Raw genomic sequence first — 18532 nt, 5'->3', positions numbered from 1 at the left:
CGGGCCGCGCCGAGCGATGCGGGGCGGCGAAGTACGGGTGCGATCCGTCAGCGGCTCCGGTCGGTGTTGAGCCGGGCGGCCTGGCGCGTCAAGTAGTCGCGTTCGGCGAGGTTGGGTGCCTGTTGGGCGGCCTCGGCGTAGAGCCGTGCCGCCGTCGTGAGGTCGCCGTCGCGCTCGTGGAGGTACGCCGCCACCGCGGCGTGACGGGGAACGGCGGATCCCTTGCGCGAAGGGCTCGGGGAAGAGCCGTCCAGTGCCGCGAGCGCCGCCAGCCCGGCGCGCGGTCCGTCGGCCTCGCCGACGGCCACCGCGCGGTTGAGCCGGACGACCGGGCTGTCGGTCAGGCGCGCGAGCTCGTCGTACCACTCGACGATCTGCACCCAGTCGGTCTCCTCGGCGGTGGGCGCATCCGCGTGGAGCGCCGCGATGGCGGCCTGGGCCTGGAACTCGCCCAGCCGGTCGCGGGCGAGGGCCGCCTGCAGGATCTCGACGCCCTCGGCGATCGACTCGGTGTCCCACCGGCCGCGGTCCTGCTCGGCGAGCGGCACCAGGCTGCCGTCGGGGGCGGTCCGGGTGGCGCGCCGGGCGTGGTGGAGCAGCATGAGGGCGAGCAGTCCCGCCACTTCGGGGTGGTCGATCACGGCCGCGAGCTGACGGGTGAGCCGGATGGCCTCGGTGGCGAGGTCGACGTCGCCGGAGTAGCCCTCGTTGAAGACCAGGTAGAGGACGCGCAGCACGGTGGCGACGTCGCCGGGCTGGTCGAACCGTGCCCCGGCTCTCGACGTCGCCCGAGCAGGGGACACCCCCACGCCGGAGACGGTGCGCTTGGCGCGGCTGATGCGCTGGGCCATGGTCGCCTCGGGCACCAGGTAGGCCTGGGCGATCTGGCGGGTGGTCAGCCCGCCGACGGCGCGCAGCGTGAGCGCGACCGCGGACGAGGGCGTCAGCGACGGGTGGGCGCACAGGAAGTAGAGCTGGAGCGTGTCGTCCACGGCGGGCGTGGGCCCGGGCGCCGGTTCCTCGTCGACGAGCTCCTCGCGCCGTCGGCGTGCGGTGTCCGACCGGGCCTGGTCGAGGAACCGGCGCCAGGCCACGGTGACCAGCCAGCCCTTCGGGTCCCGCGGGGGGTCGGCGGGCCAGACGCGGAGCGCCTCGACCAGCGCGTCCTGCACGGCGTCCTCGGCCGCCGCGAAGTCGGCTCCGCGGCGGACGAGGATTCCGAGCACGCTCGGCGTGAGGCTCCGGAGCAGGGCCTCGTTCATCGGGGAGGTCACTCCGTGATGGTGGGCGGAGCGGTCAGGAACGGGCGCACCTCGAGCCACTCGTGGATCGGCTTCCCGCCCGCCCCGGGGGCGGCCGACAGCTCGCCGGCCAGCTCGACGGCGCGCTCGTAGCTGTCGACGTCGATGACCATCCAGCCGGCGATGAGGTCCTTGGTCTCGGCGAACGGGCCGTCGGTGACCGGCGGGCGCCCCTCACCGTCGTACCGGACCCACGTCCCCTCGGGGGCGAGCGCCTGACCGTCGACGAACTCGCCGGTCTTCTCGAGCCGGGCCGCGAAGTCCTGCATGTACTGCACGTGCGCCGAGATCTCCTCCGGCGCCCACTGGGCCATCGGCACGTCGTTGACCGCAGCCGGAGCGCCGCGGTAGTGCTTGAGCAGCAAGTACTTGGCCATCGTGGTTCTCCTCGGTCCTGGTGCGACCCATTGTGGCCGCATGCACCCCGGGGACGGAGCCGGTCACGGGTTCTCGACATCGCCGTCGGAAATTTTTTCTGGCATCTCGCGCCCAGCACCTCGTAGCCGCGTCTGGGGGGGGAGCAGAGCGCGGGTGAGCCGTCCCGTGAGGGGCCGTCTCGCGGCGTCCGGGGCGACCAGCTCGCACCAGCTCGAGCGCCACGTGGGCAAGGCCGCCGCGTCCCGGCCGGTTTCGCCGCCCGAGGCGGTCACCGGGGCTCGATGCCGTCCGTCGGGGCGTGCGTCGGGGCGTGCGTGGTCCTCGTGCCCGGTTGCGGTAGCGGTTGCGGTTGCAGTGGCGGGCGCTGGGTCAGCACGGCGTTCGCCACGTCCAGGATGTTGCGGAACGTGCGGGTGATGACCGGCCTCGCGAGGCGCCGGGTGAGGAAGGCACCGAGCAACGGCAGGGGGATCTCGGCGCGGGTGGTCCAGCGCACCTCGGTGCCGCCGTCGACCTCGGTGAACGTCATGCGGCCGAGGGCGTGCCGGGACGGCGGCAGACTGCGCTCGACGACGTACTCCGTGGCGTACGGCGGGTCGTAGTGGGTGATGCGCTCCCGGAACCAGCCGATCAGCCAGAGGTGGTGGCGCACCGCGCCGACTCCGTAGGGCGCGGACGCGCCGTGCCGGGTCAGGCGGCAGCGCAGGATCAGGGGCGAGTGCGTGTAGTTGGTGGTCGTGGTGAGCCAGGCGAACACCTCCTCGACCGGGGCGTCGATGACACGTTCGACGGTCATGGTTTCCACGGCTCGTGACCTCCTCTGTCGAGTGGGAACACCTTCTCGGCGTGGTGCAGCTTGTCCGGGTTGCGCACGCCGTAGAGGCCGGTGATCCGTCCGTCGTGGATCTCGAAGGCGACCAGCCAGTCGAGTTCGCCATCGGTGACGAAGCGTGCCGCGGGCATGCCGTTGTAGGTGGCGTACTCGATGCGCGTCGCCGCGGTGGTGGTGCGGAGCACGCCGAGGACGAACCGGGCGACGTGGGCTCGGCCGGTGACGGGGCGGCGGGCGGCGACGACTTTCCCGCCGCCGTCGGAGATCTGCACGACATCGGGCGCCAGCACATCCATCAACGTCTGGACCTCGCCGCTCGCCGCCGCGTGCAGGAACCGCTGGACGACCTCCCGGGTGGCGCCGGAGTCGGGCTCGAAGCGGCGACGACGCGCCTGGACGTGCCGGCGGGCGCGGTGGGCGATCTGCCGGACGGTGACCTCGGTCTTCCCGACCGAGGCGGCGATCTCGCCATGGGTGTAGCCGAAGACGTCGTGCAGCACGAAGACCGCGCGTTCGGTCGGGTTCAGCGTTTCCAGGACGAGCATCATGGCCATCGACACCGACTCGGCCAGGATCGCGTCCTCGCTCACTTCGGGCGCGGTGCGGATCGGCTCGGGGAGCCACGTCCCGATGTACTCCTCGCGCCGCGCCTTCACCGCGCGCAGGTGGTTGAGGGCCTGCCGGGTCACCACGCGGACCAGGTAGGCGCGCGGATGCTCGACCGTGGCCGGATCGACCGCGCTCCACCGCAGGTAGCTCTCCTGCAGGACGTCCTCGGCGTCGGCGGCGCTGCCCAGCATCTCGTAGGCGATGGTGAACAGCAGCGGACGGTGCTCGGTGAAGCACGCTTCGGCAGGACGGCGCTCAGCAGGACGGCGCTCAGCAGAACTGTGCTCGGCGGCGCGGGCCTCGGTGAAGGCTTCCTCAGCCATGGCTCACCCCACCACAGGCCTGCGCCGGTACCCGGGCATCGGACATCACACGTAGCTCCCCTCTTCGGTTGCACAAGGCTGCACATCGAGACACCTCGCCTCGACGAACCGTGACAGGCCGTCGTTGTGAAACGCTTCACGAGGTGCGGTTCACGCCGTTGGACGGTGCGCAGGATGCCGGGGACCTGGGCCGGTGCCAGGCGGTCGTGGGGGAGCTCGTAGAGGATGGTCATGTGGTCGCCGGCGTGGAGGGCGATCCGTACGGCACCAGGAGCGGGCAGGACGCCGCGCAGACGGCAGCTTTCGGCGACGGGGGCATTCAGGTGGTGCAGAAGCAGGCACAGCGGGCGCTGGGGCAGTGGCCCAAGGCTCGGGCGATGAGGGTGATGCGGGGCGGGACGGGCCGGTCCGGAAGCCCGCTGCCCGCCTGGCGAGGGCGGTCGTTTGGCCCCGTTGGATTGCCGCAGCGGTCGGCTCAGCTGTCGCGGGCCTGCCGGGAGGGCAGAATGGCCTGATGAGGGTGTTGCCGGTGTGGTCACGGGTGCGCCGCTGGGTTCCCGCTGCGGTGATTTTTCTCGCGGCGCTGGTGGACGTGCTGACGCCGCGCTCGGTGTCGTCCGCTCCCCTGCTGGCTGTGGCTCCGGTGACGGCAGTTTCGCTGCTCAGCCCGGTGGGCATCGTCGGGATCGGTCTGACAGCGATGGTGGTGCAGACGGGTCTGGCATTCGTCGACGGAACCTACGGCTGGCAGGGCGACGCGGCCGTCCAGCTCACCCTGGCGGCCGTCACCGTTCTGGCGGTCGGCCTGAACCGGTCCCTGCGCACGCAGCACGTGAGCGCGAACCGGGCACGCTACGCCGCGGAGGTGGCCCAGCGCGCCGTGCTGCCCAGACCCCCGAGCCGGCTGGGAGACCTGCGGATCGCTGCCCGTTATGTGCCGGCCGAAGACATGGCGCTGATCGGCGGCGACCTCTACGTGATGCAGGAGACCCCGTTCGGGGTGCGTGCCATGGTCGGCGACGTGCGGGGGAAGGGCCTGTCCGCCGTCACGGCGGTCAGCGTCGACATCGGGGTCTTCCGCTACGCGGCCGACCACGAACCTGACCTGCCCGCCCTTGTGGAGTGCATGGAGGAGGCCCTGTTGCGCGAAAGCCAGCGCCGGGAGGGCCTGGACGCGACCGAGGGGTTCACCACCGCCCTGATCGCCGAGTTCGCCGACGACCTGAGCGAGGTCCGCATCGTCAACCGCGGCCATCCCGCCCCTCTGCTGCTCTACGCGGACGGCCGAGCGTCCGTACTGGATCCGCCGGAGGAAGCACCGCCCCTGGGCATCGCCACTCTGGGGGCCTGGACCTCCCCGGTCGCGACACACTCTTTCCCGCCCGGGTCGATGCTGTTGTGCTACACCGATGGCGTCACCGAGGCCCGTGACCCTGCCGGCGTCTTCTACGACCCTGCCGACCGCGTCCCTCACATGATGCAGTCCTATCTGCGCCAGACCGGCCATTTCCCGGAGCCCTCGACGGTCCTCGACCTCCTGGCCCACGACGTCAGCCGGCACAGCGGCGGCGCCCCCCAGGACGATCAGGCCCTCCTCGCCCTGCACCGGCCCCTGCGGGCGCAGGACCTCCTGGCCCGGCCTCTATGACCGTGGCTACCGGCTACCGGCTACCGGCTACCGGCCGCCGTCCGCTTCGCCCGAGCCAGGCCCACGCCACCGCGTATGCCCGGCCTGGACGCCATCCGGTACGCCAGGCCGCCCGGAACCTGATCGTCAGGTCCGGGGCAGCCTTTGTGGTGGCGTCGCCAGGGTGGCCGCTGCGGCCACCCAACCGGCGCAGTGGCGGATCCAGCACCACGGCGAGTCGACGTCGCGGCCTGTGCCGGCGGGGGAGTGGCGCAGAATCGCGGCCAAGCCGGTGACCGTGGGAGCGGAGGCCTCGGGCGATCGGCGGTGGGATGAGCGCGACGGCCGGGCCCGCCCCTGTTCTCGTACGGCTACGGCCAGGTGGCGAGTAGCGCTGAGCACATACCCGGGGCGACCGGCGGCAGGTCAGCCTCGACTCCGGGGCCAGGCTCCTCGATCATCAGCACTGGCTCGCGGAGCACGAGGAGCAGTTCCCGCGTTCCGCTGAGCAGTCTCAGCGGAACGCGGCGACATTGCGGGCGGCCCAGTCGGCGAAGGGGCGCGGGGCGCGGCCGAGGACCTGTTGGACGTCCGGGCTGACGCGCAGCTCGGCCGGGCTCGGGGAACCGAGGATGTCCAGAGTGTCGTCGGCGAGTTCCGCCGGCATGCTCTGGGACATGGCGGTCCTGGCCTCGTCACGGGTGAGCTCGTGAAATCTCACCGGCGAGCCCAGCGCGCCGGCGAGGGCCTCCGCCTGCTGGCGCGGCGTGATCACCTCAGGGCCGGTCAGCTCGTACTCGCCGCCGGCGTGCCGGTCCTCCAGCAGGCAGGCCGCCGCGACCTCGGCGATGTCCGCCGGGTCGATGACCGGCACCCCGACGTCGCCGAAGGGGGCGGCGACGACCTGTTGCGTGCGGACGGACTCGGCCCACCACAGGGCGTTGGAGGCGAAGCCACCCGGCCGCAGGATGGCCCACTCCAGGCCGGACTCCCGCAGCATGTCCTCCAGCGCGCGCATCGCGATCCGCGTGGAGCCGAAGGGTCTGGTCACCACGCCCAGCGTGGAGAGCAGGACGACTCGGCGGACCCCGCTGGCCGCGGCTTGGCCGATGATGTCCGCCGGGCGGGCCCCGGCGGCGTGCAGGTCGCCGGACAGCAGCAGGAACAACGCCTTCGCTCCGGCCAGCGCGGGCTTGAGGCCGGCCGGCTCGGCCAGGTCGGCCGCCACGTGCCGGACGCCGTTCGGCACCGCCGCCGTGTGCCGTGACACGGCCGTCACCTGCTCGCCCGCCGCGGCCAGTGCCTGCGTCAACGGCCGGCCGATATTCCCGGTAGCCCCGGTCACCACGATCATGTCAGCTCCTCGTCAGATGTCCTCTGTTGCCTGCAACTTAGGGAGCTGGCTAACTTTTCGTAAGGACGTACCTTGAAGTAAGCTCATGACGTGACGGAAGGCGCGCAGTACAGACAGGCCGAGGCGGGGAAGCGGTATGACGTGTTTCACACCGACTGCCCCGCGCGAAACGTGGTCGACCATGTGACCAGCAGGTGGGGCATCTGGGTGCTGATCTCCTTGCGGAGCAATGACCTGCGGTTCTACGAGCTGCGCGAGAGCATCCACGGCATCAGCGAGAAGATGCTCTCCCAGACCCTGCGCGCGCTGGTCCAGGACGGCTTGGTCTGGCGGGAGGTCGAGCAGACGACGCCGCCCCAGGTCACCTACGGGCTGACCGGGTTCGGCCGGGACATCGGCGAACCGCTGACGGAGCTGTTCGACCGCATCACCCGGCAGCTGCCGCCGTACAACGCGGCATAGCGTGGCAGCGGCCTGCCTTCGGTGCACCCGTCGCCCCTGCGGTGGAAGTGGGTGAGGTGCCGAGCCGCTCCCCCGAGCGGGGGGAGCCGGTCTCGTCCCCATCCACCTGGTAGATCACGCTGATGACGCCTCACGGCGTCCCGGATCAGCAGCTGCCCAAGGCGGTTGACCCCTCGGGCACGCCCTAGCGGGCGCTGCCGATGTTGCGGTCGGTGTCGGCGCCCTGGAGCATCAGGGTGGTCTCCTCGATGCGGCTGAAGCGGCCGTCGGGTGCGAGGTCGGCGAACACGTAGACCTCCATGCTGACGGTCGAGCCGTCCGTCTTCGTGATGTGGGCGGTGTGCCGGTCGGCGTACCTGCTGCCGTCGAAGAGCTCTTCGTGCACCTGGACATGGCCGCCGGCGACGATGCCGCGCAGGTGGGTCATGTGCTCGAGGAACGCCGCGCGGTCATCCCACTTCCCGTCCGTGCGCTGGCGGTACTCCGGGGCGAAGTGGCGGTCGGCGGCCTCCTCCAGGGTGAGGTCGCGGTTGAACAGCAGGTCGTTCAGGGCGGGCTCGATGCCGGTGCGAGACATGGGAGTTCCTTCTCGAAGAAGAGTAGTGCGTGCGCTGCGCACGCATCTCCTGGACTGTAGCACTGAAAGCGTGCGCGACGCACGCTATTCTTGAGGTGTGGAAAACGAAGCAGGACACGAGATCGCAGACGCGCTGGGCATCCTGCTCAGGCGCACCACTCGCACCCAGCTGCACAAGCAGCTCACCGAGGGCATGGGGGAGGCGGTGGACGAGCTGACGTACCCGGTGCTCAGCGCGCTGGCCCGGACCGGGCCCCGCAGCGCGGCCGACCTGGCTCCCGACGCAGGAGTCGACCGCTCCGGTGTCACCCGGCGCGCCTCACGACTGGAGGCCGCCGGCCTCATCCGCCGCGAGGCGGACCCCGCCGACCGGCGCGCGCACCTGCTCGTACTCACCGACCAGGGCCAACAGGCCGTCGCCGACCTGCGGGCACGTCTGGCCGCCCACATCATGGCGAGCCTGTCCTCATGGCCGGCGGGCGAGGCCGAGACCTTCGCCCGCCAACTGCGCCGGTTCACGGCCGACGGCCCGTTCGTCGTCTAGGGGGCGGCCTGCCGTGTGGACCACCCGCGCGCGGTCGGCGCCCACAGGCGCGAACGCCACCGGCCGGTCACCTCAACGCGTCACCCGCTCGAGGAACTTGGTGCCGGGGAAGTCGTCCCCGTCCTTGGGGCGGGCCGGGCTGGTCAGTTCGACGGCGCCCGTGCATGCCACCCGGTCCGTCACCTTTGCGCAGGCCACCGCCTGCCGCAGATCCGACGTGGCCAGCATGGGGCTGACAGCAAGTCCCTCACGGCCACGGGGATGGGAGGTGAGCCGGGCGTCCCGGCCGACCCAGATCGAGACCTTCTGGGCGCCGCCGGAGTGCGGCTGCACCTCCGACCAGACGGTGCCGCACGACGGGCTGAACCGGAGCCGCACGGTGTAGGTGGTGTCCACGTGGGTGCTCTCCGCGCGCGCGTCGCGATTGCAGCCGAACCTCCACGGGTACCGCCCCTGGCATCTGTGGCCGTGGCACGCGGGGGAGGCGTCCCCGTCCGTACGGGCGGCACGTGCGGGAATCTGCACGATCGAGGCCGCCGCTCCCATGGTCGCCACCAGCGCCGTCAGCGCCACCAGCGCTCCGGCGGTCCGCAGCACCCCGGCGCTGCGCAGCATCGCCCGGGCGCGCCCGGTCCGTTCCGCCGCGACGGGAACCGTGGGCGCCTCGGCCGGGTCGGGCACGGGCGCGGTCCGGGCCCGGTACGCGGCGTCGTACACCGCGAGCAGCCGTTCCTGGTCCGCGCCCGCCACCTGGCCGAGTGCCTCGACCGCGCTTCGCGGCGGCAGCTTCTCGCCGTTGAGATAGCGGTGCCACGCGGATTTGCTGTACGGGGTCTTCCTGGCCAGCCCGTCGAGGCTCAGCCCGGTCCGTTCCTTGAGGACGCGCAACTCCTCCGCCAGGTGTTGCGCGTCCGTATCGAGTGTGTCGGGCAGCGGCCGCCAGTGGGACACCGTGTGCGCCTCCCTCACCACCTGCCTCCGCCCCGGGAGCGGTCGCCTTCAGCGGCCCCGGTCGGCGGTCCGGAGGTCTGTTTCCTCCCGGATGGCGGAATGTGTACCCACGCGCGGCGGCCGATGACACCCCGTACGCACCGAACGGAACATGTCAGCTCAGCGCTTTGTCATACAGACGGAAAGTGCGCCCGCCCGCCGGGCCTTCGACGAAGCCCAGGCACAGCCGCGGCGTGCCACCGCTCCGCAGCACGGCCAGGCCCTCCGGCTCGCGGGGCGACAGCTCCGGGGCCGTCCGCTCCAACTGCTGCCACACCACACCTCCGGTCCGTAGATCGATGCGGTAGAGCCGGGTGTTGCCGCCGGAGGACGCCGGATTCCCCGTTCCGTACGCGGTGCCCAGGAGCTGGTAGGCGTAGCGGCCGTAGACGGCCATGCCCTGGAAGGGCAGTTCGAGGTCGGCGCCCGGCTGGGCGAAGTCGGTCAGGGGGAGGAACAGGCCGGCCCGGAACCGGTCCAGGTCGTACAGGGCGAACCTCGGTATGCCGTCCCGCTTGTACCGCAGCAGCAGTTGTCGATGCGTCATGTCGAGGGCGGGGAAGTTGCTGGTGGAGCCGATGACGGGGTGGTACGTGCGGAGTTCGCCGCTGTCGCGTTCCAGAACCCGGCCGTCCGTGAAACGGAAGCGGCACACCCCACGCCCGTAGCCGGACGCCGGGTTGGCATCCCACTCCGTCCACAGCGTGACCCCGTTCGCGGATTCCTCCAGCCCGAGCGAGCCGCCGTGGCCGAAGCCCTTCAGGTACATGTGCCCGGCCGCGGAGCCGTCGAGGGTGAGCCGGTTCAGGCACAGATCACCGTTCCCGGCGCGGTCCACGTGGGGAGGAGCCGTCTTCTCGCCCGTCAGCCGGACCCCGCCCGCCACCACCTGCAGGGCGTAGACATGACGGTGCTGCTCGTCGACGGCGAACGACTGCAGCACCGTGGTGTGCCGTAGCCGCCCGGCGAGGAACTGCCGGCCCGCCGCGGACAGGGCGGGCAGCTTCCGGCTCGGAGCCGGAGCCGCCCGCGCCCACCGCGCCGGCACCACGGCAGCGGCCGCCGCCATCAGCCCGAGGCCGCACACGGCCCTGCGTCCCGGTCTCGGTCCCTGCATGTCTGTGACCATCAAACGCTCCAAGAACTCGGACCGGCTGCCCGCCCGCCCCCTCGAACGGGCGGGCAGCCGGAGATCATTGCGGTGCCACCGCGGACGGCGGCGTCAGTTGCCGAGGAAGCGGCACCACGGGACGGCGCGGAAGGCGTGGACGTAGTGGGCGGAGACATAGCCCCGGTGGTGCGAGAGCTTGTACCAGCGCTCGTTGCCCCCCACCGGGCTGCCGTTGGTCTTGCACACGAGAGCTCGCACCCGGCCGGCGCGTACGGTGCCGACGACGCGGTAGGCGGTGCCCGGGCCCGAACGGACGTTCAGGTTGACGTCGTTCGGGGTCACCACGCGGCCGTACGCATGAGTGGTTCTGATCGTCGCCGTGTCCTGGTACGAGGAGTACCGGGCGGAGGCGGGGTGCGGGCAGGAGTCGGCGAACGCCACCGCGGGGACCATGGCGAGGGCGGCAACCGCGGCGACCACGCCGTTGCGCAGCATGCGTCGATTCATCGGATTCTCCTCGAGTGATCGGCAGGTTCACCGGACGTGACCCTGCGTCGCTCAGCGTTTCCGACGACTCGGCCGATGATGTGTCCCAGCCGTCCCAGGGAGGAAATGGGACGGTCCCGCTCGCGTCCCGGCTCGTGTCCCAGGCAGCCGGAACGCCGGGAACTCTTGGAAATCTCGGGGTTCTTGGCTCGCGGCGCCATGGCCTCGCCGGCGCTTCGCCCTGCTGGCGTCCGAGCCCCCGGGGCGCTAGTAGCCGAGTGAGGGGAACCAGTCGCCTCGGCCTTGGGGCGTGAGGTCGAGGAGGTGCCAGACCGGGCTGAGCAGGTCGATGCCCCGCTGATCGATGTCGTCGGACAACCGGGGGTGCGCCGAGTAGAAGTGGCGTACCGACCCGTTGCCGTCGCGGGTGAACACGGACACCGTCGAGTCCTGGTTGCCCTCGGCGTCCTCGCTCTCGAGGTCGTATTTGAAGGTGTTGGACCCGGCGCTGAGCAGGCGCAGGTTCGTCCACTGCCGGCTTCGGGCGTGTGCGCGGAGCGTCGGCAGGTCGGCCGCGGCGACGATCACGAAGTCGACGTTCTGCGCGACGTGGTGAGCGATTCCGTTGAAGCCGTCGATCCACATCGTGCACATGGGGCACGGCTGGGACTGCTGCTTGCCGTACATGAAGTGGTAGACGACCAGGTCGCGTCCGGGCCGCGTGAAGAGCTCGCTCAACCGCACGGTGGTGGCCGGGGCGTCACCGGCCTGCAGGTCGGCAGGGCCTTCCTCGAACACGTAGTCGTCGACGGCGGGTCCCAGCGGCAGGCGACGGCGCAGGTCGGCGACGCGTTCGCGATGGCGCATCAGCTCGACCTCGGCTTGTCGCAGCTCCTCGCGGGCGTCGACGTAGGCGGCCGGCTCCTCGGTGAGGTGGGTGTGATGCATCGCTGCCTCCTGCGCGACGACCGACGTGGCTGCCCGATCTGCCTCCCCCTGTTCCGGCCACCATTGTCTGCTGGTCCACTGGGGGCTCGCCAGGCGACGAGACGGCCACGCTGGTCGGCGGTGAGGCGTTTCACCGCAGGTCAGGAGGGTGGCGTCAGGGTGTGTGCTCGTCCGTCTGCGGCCGTCCTTCCGGGGCCGAGGACGATGCCGGTCCGGTGCTCCCGGATCGGCCAGGAGAGTGAGCCCGAGGAAGAGTCGCCCTGCCCATGCCCGTTCGCCGCCTGGCATGATCGAAGCGTGACCAGTGAACCTGCGCGGCCGACCCGCATGAGGTATGTCCTGTTCGATGTCGATGGCACGTTGATCGACGCGCTGAGCAACCAGCGCCGGGTATGGGGTACCTGGGCGGAGCGATACGGGCTGGATGCGGACGAGGTCTACCGGGTGGCTCTGCGGACGCGGCCGATGGAGACGTTCGCGCAGGTCGCCGCGGACCGTGATCCGCGCGAATGCCTGGCGGCGCTGCACGAGCTGGAGGACGAGGACGTCCGCTCCGGCGTCTACGCGGCCTTCGAGGGCGCGTCGGAGCTGTTGTACGGCCTGCCGCCGGGGTCCTGGGCGCTGGTGACCTCGAACTACGAGCACCGGGTGCGCGGCCGCTTCCTGCGGACGGGCCTGCCGATGCCGGACGTGATCGTGGACGCGGCCGCTGTCGAGGAGGGCAAGCCGTCTCCCGTGCCCTATACGCGGGCCGCTGCGCGGTTGGGTGCCGCGCCGGAAGACTGCCTGGTCGTCGAGGACGCTCCGTCCGGAGTGCAGTCCGGACTACGGGCCGGGATGACGGTGTGGGGCGTGAACGCCGCTGTCGCGGCCGAGGGCGTGCACCGCCACTTCGCCAGTCTGCGCGAGGCCGCCCCGCACATCCTGGCCTTCACGTCCGGCTCTCAGGGGGACGCGGCAGCCTGAGCCCGCCTGCCCGCTGGCGCCGGCGGCGCATCGCCTGGCGCGGGCACCGGGCCGAACGTCGCGCCGTCGCAGGTCAGGCTCTCGCAGCGGGAGTGGCCGCCCTCGCTCCCGGCGGGCGCACCAGGAAGACGTCGACCGGGTCCTGGGCTTCCACGACGAAGCCGTGCCCGCTCCGGTCGATTCCTGGTCGTTCTCCGCCATGGCGGCTGCCCTGGGCCCCGGGGGTGAATGGCGCCTGTGGACAGGCCTGCTGTGGACGACCGGGGCCCTACTCCTGCTCGTCCAGCATGAAGGAGCCGTACTCGGGCTTCCCCGCCCGTTGGTAGACGCAGTACTGCACGCCCACGCCGGTGGTGCGGGATTCCGTCAGTTTCCAGGCGGCAGGGGTGGCGCCCTCGGCGAAGAGCCGCTTACCGGTGCCGAGGATCACGGGGTTGACGAGCAGCCGGTACTCGTCGACGAGGTCGTGCTCCTGCAGGGTGTGGATGAGCTCGCTGCTGCCCTGCGTCATGATCACGCCGTCGAGCTGCTCCTTGAGCCGGGCGACGGAATCCGCGGCCTCGCCCTTCAGCAGATGGGAGTTGTTCCACTCCAGGCTGGTGAGGGTGCGCGAGGCGACGTACTTGGGCATGCCATTGAGCTTCACGGCGATCGGGTCATCCGCGTCGGTGACGCGGGGCCAGTGGGCCGCGAAGATGTCGTAGGTCTTGCGGCCGAGCAGGAGATGGTCGGCGGTTCGCTCGAAGACCCCGCTCATGAGGCTCATGAAGTCCTCGTCGACGTAAGGGACCTGCCAGCCGCCGTGCTCGAAGCCCGCGTCGGCATCCTCGTTCGGGCCACCGGGCGCCTGCATGACGCCGTCCAGGGTGAGGAACGCGGTGACGATCAGTTTGCTCATGGCGCTGCCTTTCGGGTGCGGAATCTGTCTGCACCGGGATGGACTCCTGGGCCGACGAGAACTCATCGCTCGCCGCGCCATCAGATTCCGCGATCACGGTTTCGACAAACACCTCCGGCAGCCGGACATCCGTCCAGCGGAGCCGCAGGGCCGCCCGGCTCCCGGCCCCGGAGTCCACTTCCGCGCGCCGTCGTAGCGGACGGGAGTGGAACGACCGCAGCGTCCTCCAGCCGCAGCTGCCAGGTCAGTCGGCGTCCGTGGGGAGGGGCGGGAGACGCAGGTGCGCGAGGTCGTCGGGGGCCGCGGTGGTGTGCGGCCACAGGGGGGTGACGCCGGTGTCGTCCGCCGCGGGGGCGTCGGTGAGGCGCATGCGTTCGCGGAGCCTGCCGTAGAAGTCGGTCGGTCCGAGTCGTACGACGCGCAGGCGCCGTGGGGCCGCGTAGACACCGATCCAGTCGCCCGGGTCCAGGACGCCGCGCAACTGGCCGTCGACGCTGACCGCCGCGCGGCCGGAGTGGCCCAGGACGCGGAGGGCGACCGCCTCGTCGGGGGCGGCGACCACCGAGCGGTTGAAGGTCATGTGCGGGGCGACGGGGGTGAACACGATGGCGTCGGCCGCGGGGGAGATGACGGGGCCACCGGCGGCGAAGCTGTAGGCGGTGGATCCGGTGGGCGTGGCGACCAGGACGGCGTCGGCGGAGTAGGAGGCCAGCAGCCGGCCCGAGACATACACGCCGAGGGAGACCTGCCGGTCGCGGGCCAGCTTTTCGAGGACGATGTCGTTGAGGGCCGTCACGTTGAGGGCCACGCCCCAGTCCAGGGCGACGGCGCACTCGGCGCGCACCAGCGGGGGCGGCAGTGCGGGGCCGCGGCCATAGTGCAGAAGGGCTTCCATCCCCTCGGGGAGGGCCAGCGGCCTGGATGCCCGCATCGTCAGCATCAGGCGGGTCTCGACATGCATCCGTCCGCGGTGGACGGTGTCCAGCGCGCACGCGACGTCCTCGGCCGGCACCTCGGTCAGGAAGCCGAGGGTGCCCAGGTCGACGCCGAGGACCAGTGCGTCGTTCTGGGCGGCCAGGCGCGCTCCGCGCAGGAAGGTGCCGTCTCCGCCGAGCGTGACGATCAGGTCGGGGCTGCCGGCGGCGTCGACCTCCTCCCGCGCGTCCCGCCGGTGCTCGTCCTGACTCCATACGTCGATGGCGACGCAGTCGACCTCCTGGCGTGCGCACCAGCGTCGGACGACGCCGGCGGCCGCCACCGCGGCGGGACGTCCCCCGTGGACGACGATGCCCACCCGTTGCACGCTCACGCAGCGCCCCCTCTCCGGCCTCCCCGGATGCCCTGGACGCCCGCCGCTGCGGGGGCCCCGGGCCGGCCACCCCCTGTGTCGCGAGGTCCGATAGTGACCGATTCATAGCATTTGTGCGTATTCCTGTGTCATCTTAGCGGGCGCTTCGGCCGTCATTTGGGGTGTCGGGGCGCGGCTGGGACTGTCGGTGTGCCGGGGGGCGGGGCTGGGGCTGTCGGCGTGTGGGGGGGGTGGCCGCCTGCTGGTGGTGCGTACGGGTCCCGCGCCCTCGGGGGCCTGTGCTGGCTGCGGGAGCGCCGGCCGCCGCCCGGCCCTGGGTGCGTGTCCGGGATCACAGGGCGATGGGGTGGAGGGGTGGAATGCTGCCGGGGCCGGGGACGGTTGACGCCTGCACGTATTCGATGCATGTACACATACCGACCGGTACCTCCAAGGAGCACCCCCGTGACCGTCACTGCGTCCGCCGCCTCCCGCGCGGCCGAGATCCTTTCCCGGCCCGTCACGCTGAACGGCCTGACCGTCCCGAACCGCATCGCGATGGCGCCGATGACGCGCATGTTCTCCCCGGGCGGTGTCCCCGATGAGGGCGTGCGGTCGTACTACGCCCGTCGCGCCGCCGCCGGTGTGGGCCTGATCGTCACCGAGGGGACCTACGTCGGCCACGAGTCGGCCGGGCAGAGCGACCGGGTGCCGCGGTTCCACGGTGAGGAGCAGCTGGCGGGCTGGGCGAAGGTCGCCGACGCCGTGCACGAGGCCGGCGGCACGATCGTGCCGCAGCTGTGGCACATCGGCATGGTGCGCAAGCAGGGCGAGCCGCCCTTCGCCGACGCCCCCGCGGTCGGCCCCTCCGGCATCCGGGTCGACGGCACCGAGGGCACCGGCAGGGCGATGACGCGGAGCGACCTGGACGACGTCATCGGCGCCTTCGCCACGGCCGCCGCGGACGCCGAGCGCATCGGCTTCGACGGCGTCGAACTGCACGGCGCCCACGGCTACCTCCTCGACCAGTTCCTGTGGGCGGGGACGAACCGCCGTACCGACGCCTACGGCGGCGACGCCGTGGCCCGTACGACGTTCGCCGCCGAGATCGTGGCCGCGGTCCGCGAGACCGTCTCGCCCGACTTCCCGGTGATCTTCCGCTACTCGCAGTGGAAGCAGGAGGCCTACGACGCAAGGCTCGCCGAGACGCCGGAGGAGCTCGACGCGATCCTGTCCCCGCTGGCCGCGGCCGGTGTCGACGCCTTCCACGCCTCGACCCGCCGCTACTGGCTGCCGGAGTTCGACGGTTCGGACCTGAACCTGGCGGGCTGGACCAAGAAGCTCACCGGCAAGCCCACCATCACCGTCGGCTCGGTGGGCCTCGGCGGCGACTTCATCCGCTCGTTCGCGGGCGAGGGCGCCACCGTCCAGGGCATCGACAACCTCCTCGACCGCCTGGAGCGCGACGAGTTCGACATGGTCGCCATCGGCCGCGCCCTGCTCCAGGACCCGGAGTGGGCGGCGAAGGTGCTGGGCGACCGGTTCGCGGAGCTGAAGCCGTACGACGCGGCGGCGCTGAAGACGCTGTACTGAGAGGCGTGTCGGGAGCACCCGGGCTCGGCCGGAGAGGACCGAACCACGCGACGGACGTGGGGTCTTCGGCCGGGCCCGGTGGCGGACCTGGTGGCCGGGCCGTTGGCCGGGTGCGGGTTGCGGATCAAGTGGCCTGGCCCGGTGGCGGATCCGGTCGAGCGGGGGCGCCCCGCCGAAGGCCCGGCCCTCGTCGCCGTCGCCGCCACTGAGCCGTAGGCGTAGCCGTCGTGTTCGTGCGTTCGTCGTCCCGTTCGGCGAGTTCATCGCGTGTGCTCGTCGAGATCACGCCTCGAGCGGCTGCCCCGCCCCCTTGATCTCGCGGCTGAGTGCCTTCAGCTCGGAAGCCGGTCAGATGTGCCCCTCCCGCAGGGCGTAGGCGACGGCATGGGCGCGGTTGCGCAGGTGGAGGCGGGTGGTCATCCCGTGCAGCACGTTCTTGACGGTGCGTTCGGAGTACGAGAGCTTGCCCGCGACCTCCGCCGTGTCCAGCCCTTCGGCGATCAGCCGGATGACGTCGATCTCGCGCGGGGCCAGCCCCGCCAGCGTGCCCGGCCGGTCGTCGGCGCTGCGCTGCATCTGTCCGACCTGGCGGAGCAGCCGGGCCAGCAGATCCGAGGGCAGGTCCCCCTCGCCCCGGGAGGCCGCCAGCACGGCCTGGTACAGCCGGTGGGGGGTGGCCTGGTGGCGCCAGAGGATCGCTCCGACGCCGCACTCGATGACGGCGAGCAGTTCGGCCTCCCGGATCTGGTCCGCCACCAGCACGACCCGTGACCCGTCGATCCGGACGAGGCGGCGCAGTTGCGGGATCATGGAATCGTCCATCGTCGTGGTGACCACGACGGCGACCGCGGCCGGGCGTTCCCCGCCGCCCTCCATCAGCCTCACCCCCCGGTGCCGGCTGAGCTGGCTGGTCACGCCCGCCAGGGAGATCGGGTCCGGTGAGTGGACCGCGACGGGTATGTGCAGCTCGGTCTGATCCTCGATTGCATGCATGTGTGTTACCTCGTCCTCTGGAGCCCCCGACCCCGGCCGTGCCCCGCCGCCTCTCCGGCGTGCCGCTACGGCCGAGTCTGCAAGAGGCGCCCACCGGACCGTCGTGTTCCGGTCTGCTGCGCACGGCCCGTGCCGTGAGCGTCTCCCGCACCCTTGTCGATAGGAATTATTGCGAATCGTGCAGAAATCATGGGGAAGCCGCGCGGTCGGGTGCCCTGTCCCAACTCCCCTTCCGGAGCGCCGATCACGGGACGCACGGCGGGGCGCTCCGGCGCGCGCTGCCCCGCTCGTTGCCGCTTGCCGCTTGCCGCTTGCCGCTTGCCGATTGCCGGTCCGCCGGACCGGTCAGTGCTGTGGCCGGCCTCCGCGCCGCCACCCGCCACAGCGGCAGGGGGCGGCCGGCCGGCCCGGAGGATGACGTTGATCCGGCAGGGAGCCGGGGAAGTGCCGGTGGCGAGAGGGGCGGTGCCGGCCAGGGCGGGTGCGGATGTGGTGCATGGTGGTGCGACTCCCCGTTGGGCATCGGTGCCCATTGAGCGGTAGGCGAGCAAGGTCGGCACTGTGGGTGATCAGTACGGTGATGGCGGGAACGCGCCGATGCGAAGCGGGTGCGCCGTGCGGCTCCCGGTTCGGCAGTGCCGTGCTCAGCCTGCGGGAAGGCCGGCTCCTGCGGCAACGAATCCGGGCAAAACAAGAACGCCGGAACGCCGAAACGTGCCCTGACCTGCGGGGAAGACCTCTGCCTGGAACGCCCGCCTGGAACGCCCTCCTGGTCTGAGGGCCTTCCGGCCGACGGGTCAGGAACCTTTGAACGGCACCGACGCGGCGCCGGCGGACACGGCCCGGCGCGCGGGGGAGCACCATCCGGCCTCGCCGCCGACGGCTCCGTGTCCCTGCCGACGACAAGCGGAAGACAGCGCTCAGTAACCGATCACCGCTCGTGCATCGGACCCGACCGGCGTGCCGACGAGCCGAAGCCCGGCCATGGCGCCGGTGCGGCACGGCCGCGGTCCCGTGCAGTTGGCCCGCCGACTTCCTCACCGGCGGTTTCGAGGGCAGCGAGGAAGTCACCTCCCTGGAATGCTCGCTCCAGGTGGAGGTGTTCAAAGCGGTACTGGACGGCCCGCCCCTGAGCGTCGATGCGGGCGGTCGGCGACGTGCGGCAACAGAACTGCCGAGGAAGGCCGTTGGGCGTGTCGCGTGGTCCGGACCGGCGGTCGGGCGGATCGGTGGGAAAATGATTCTCACGTAC

18 protein-coding genes are annotated in these 18532 nt (G+C 71.6%); 5 read left to right on the top strand and 13 right to left on the bottom strand.

Annotated features, from left to right (window positions below; genetic code table 11):
- Positions 1 to 47 precede the first annotated feature (47 nt).
- The 4 genes from Scani_RS12120 to sigJ all read right to left on the bottom strand — a co-directional run bounded on the left by Scani_RS12120 (position 48) and on the right by sigJ (position 3311).
- Positions 48 to 1262, bottom strand: a complete 1215-nt coding sequence (locus Scani_RS12120) for an RNA polymerase sigma factor (RefSeq protein WP_159475817.1) — start codon at positions 1260 to 1262, stop codon at positions 48 to 50.
- An 8-nt stretch (positions 1263 to 1270) separates the two neighbouring features.
- Complete coding sequence (locus Scani_RS12115; RefSeq protein ID WP_159473641.1) at positions 1271 to 1678, bottom strand: YciI family protein; 408 nt, start codon at positions 1676 to 1678, stop codon at positions 1271 to 1273.
- 269 nt (positions 1679 to 1947) lie between these two features.
- On the bottom strand, positions 1948 to 2484 hold the full coding sequence (locus Scani_RS12110; protein WP_159473637.1) for an SRPBCC family protein: 537 nt from the start codon (positions 2482 to 2484) through the stop codon (positions 1948 to 1950).
- On the bottom strand, positions 2472 to 3311 hold the full coding sequence (gene sigJ / locus Scani_RS12105) for an RNA polymerase sigma factor SigJ (protein ID WP_246295868.1): 840 nt from the start codon (positions 3309 to 3311) through the stop codon (positions 2472 to 2474). The genes Scani_RS12110 and sigJ overlap by 13 nt, the downstream gene beginning before the upstream one ends.
- Positions 3312 to 3957: 646 nt before the next feature.
- On the opposite strand from sigJ, the gene Scani_RS12100 reads away from it, so the two are divergent.
- The gene (locus Scani_RS12100) at positions 3958 to 5091 is read left to right on the top strand and encodes a PP2C family protein-serine/threonine phosphatase (protein ID WP_159473631.1); all 1134 of its coding nucleotides are present in this window, start codon (positions 3958 to 3960) and stop codon (positions 5089 to 5091) included.
- A 493-nt stretch (positions 5092 to 5584) separates the two neighbouring features.
- On the opposite strand, the gene Scani_RS12095 is transcribed toward Scani_RS12100, so the two are convergent.
- Positions 5585 to 6424, bottom strand: coding sequence for an SDR family oxidoreductase (locus tag Scani_RS12095; RefSeq protein WP_159473628.1), 840 nt, complete (start codon positions 6422 to 6424; stop codon positions 5585 to 5587).
- 90 nt (positions 6425 to 6514) lie between these two features.
- On the opposite strand from Scani_RS12095, the gene Scani_RS12090 reads away from it, so the two are divergent.
- Entirely contained in the window at positions 6515 to 6886 is a 372-nt protein-coding gene (locus Scani_RS12090; protein WP_159473625.1) for a winged helix-turn-helix transcriptional regulator, read from the top strand.
- A 184-nt stretch (positions 6887 to 7070) separates the two neighbouring features.
- Here Scani_RS12090 and Scani_RS12085 read toward each other — a convergent pair whose 3' ends face one another.
- Positions 7071 to 7463, bottom strand: coding sequence for a nuclear transport factor 2 family protein (locus Scani_RS12085; RefSeq protein WP_159473622.1), 393 nt, complete (start codon positions 7461 to 7463; stop codon positions 7071 to 7073).
- A gap of 97 nt (positions 7464 to 7560) precedes the next feature.
- Here Scani_RS12085 and Scani_RS12080 point away from each other — a divergent pair, with 97 nt between their 5' ends.
- Positions 7561 to 8007 (top strand): MarR family winged helix-turn-helix transcriptional regulator, encoded by a 447-nt coding sequence (locus Scani_RS12080; RefSeq protein ID WP_159473619.1) that lies wholly within the window; start codon positions 7561 to 7563, stop codon positions 8005 to 8007.
- Between the two features lie 72 nt (positions 8008 to 8079).
- On the opposite strand, the gene Scani_RS12075 is transcribed toward Scani_RS12080, so the two are convergent.
- From Scani_RS12075 to Scani_RS12060, 4 genes are all read right to left on the bottom strand, one after another.
- Positions 8080 to 8958, bottom strand: coding sequence for a helix-turn-helix domain-containing protein (locus tag Scani_RS12075; RefSeq protein ID WP_159473615.1), 879 nt, complete (start codon positions 8956 to 8958; stop codon positions 8080 to 8082).
- Positions 8959 to 9112: 154 nt separating this feature from the next.
- Complete coding sequence (locus Scani_RS12070; protein ID WP_159473612.1) at positions 9113 to 10114, bottom strand: phage baseplate protein; 1002 nt, start codon at positions 10112 to 10114, stop codon at positions 9113 to 9115.
- Between the two features lie 105 nt (positions 10115 to 10219).
- A complete protein-coding gene (locus Scani_RS12065; protein WP_159473609.1) occupies positions 10220 to 10615 on the bottom strand; it encodes an SH3 domain-containing protein in 396 nt (131 codons plus the stop codon).
- A 246-nt stretch (positions 10616 to 10861) separates the two neighbouring features.
- Complete coding sequence (locus Scani_RS12060; RefSeq protein ID WP_159473606.1) at positions 10862 to 11542, bottom strand: DUF899 family protein; 681 nt, start codon at positions 11540 to 11542, stop codon at positions 10862 to 10864.
- 297 nt (positions 11543 to 11839) lie between these two features.
- Here Scani_RS12060 and Scani_RS12055 point away from each other — a divergent pair, with 297 nt between their 5' ends.
- Positions 11840 to 12508, top strand: a complete 669-nt coding sequence (locus Scani_RS12055) for an HAD family hydrolase (protein WP_246295717.1) — start codon at positions 11840 to 11842, stop codon at positions 12506 to 12508.
- A 268-nt stretch (positions 12509 to 12776) separates the two neighbouring features.
- Here the strand turns inward: Scani_RS12055 and Scani_RS12050 are convergent, their stop codons facing one another.
- Positions 12777 to 13406: a dihydrofolate reductase family protein gene (locus tag Scani_RS12050; protein WP_159473603.1), complete on the bottom strand. Its 630-nt coding sequence runs from the start codon at positions 13404 to 13406 to the stop codon at positions 12777 to 12779.
- 244 nt (positions 13407 to 13650) lie between these two features.
- Complete coding sequence (locus Scani_RS12045) at positions 13651 to 14715, bottom strand: NAD(+)/NADH kinase (RefSeq protein WP_159473600.1); 1065 nt, start codon at positions 14713 to 14715, stop codon at positions 13651 to 13653.
- 444 nt (positions 14716 to 15159) lie between these two features.
- Between Scani_RS12045 and Scani_RS12040 the strand changes: the two genes are divergently transcribed.
- Positions 15160 to 16287 (top strand): NADH:flavin oxidoreductase, encoded by a 1128-nt coding sequence (locus Scani_RS12040; protein ID WP_159473597.1) that lies wholly within the window; start codon positions 15160 to 15162, stop codon positions 16285 to 16287.
- A 348-nt stretch (positions 16288 to 16635) separates the two neighbouring features.
- On the opposite strand, the gene Scani_RS12035 is transcribed toward Scani_RS12040, so the two are convergent.
- Positions 16636 to 17280 carry a helix-turn-helix transcriptional regulator gene (locus Scani_RS12035; RefSeq protein ID WP_159473595.1) on the bottom strand — a complete coding sequence of 215 codons (645 nt, stop codon included), beginning with the start codon at positions 17278 to 17280 and terminating at the stop codon, positions 16636 to 16638.
- Positions 17281 to 18532 lie beyond the last annotated feature (1252 nt).

This window comes from Streptomyces caniferus, assembly GCF_009811555.1.
Taxonomy (GTDB): Bacteria; Actinomycetota; Actinomycetes; order Streptomycetales; family Streptomycetaceae; genus Streptomyces; species Streptomyces caniferus.
This window is presented reverse-complemented; position numbering and strand designations above follow the sequence as displayed.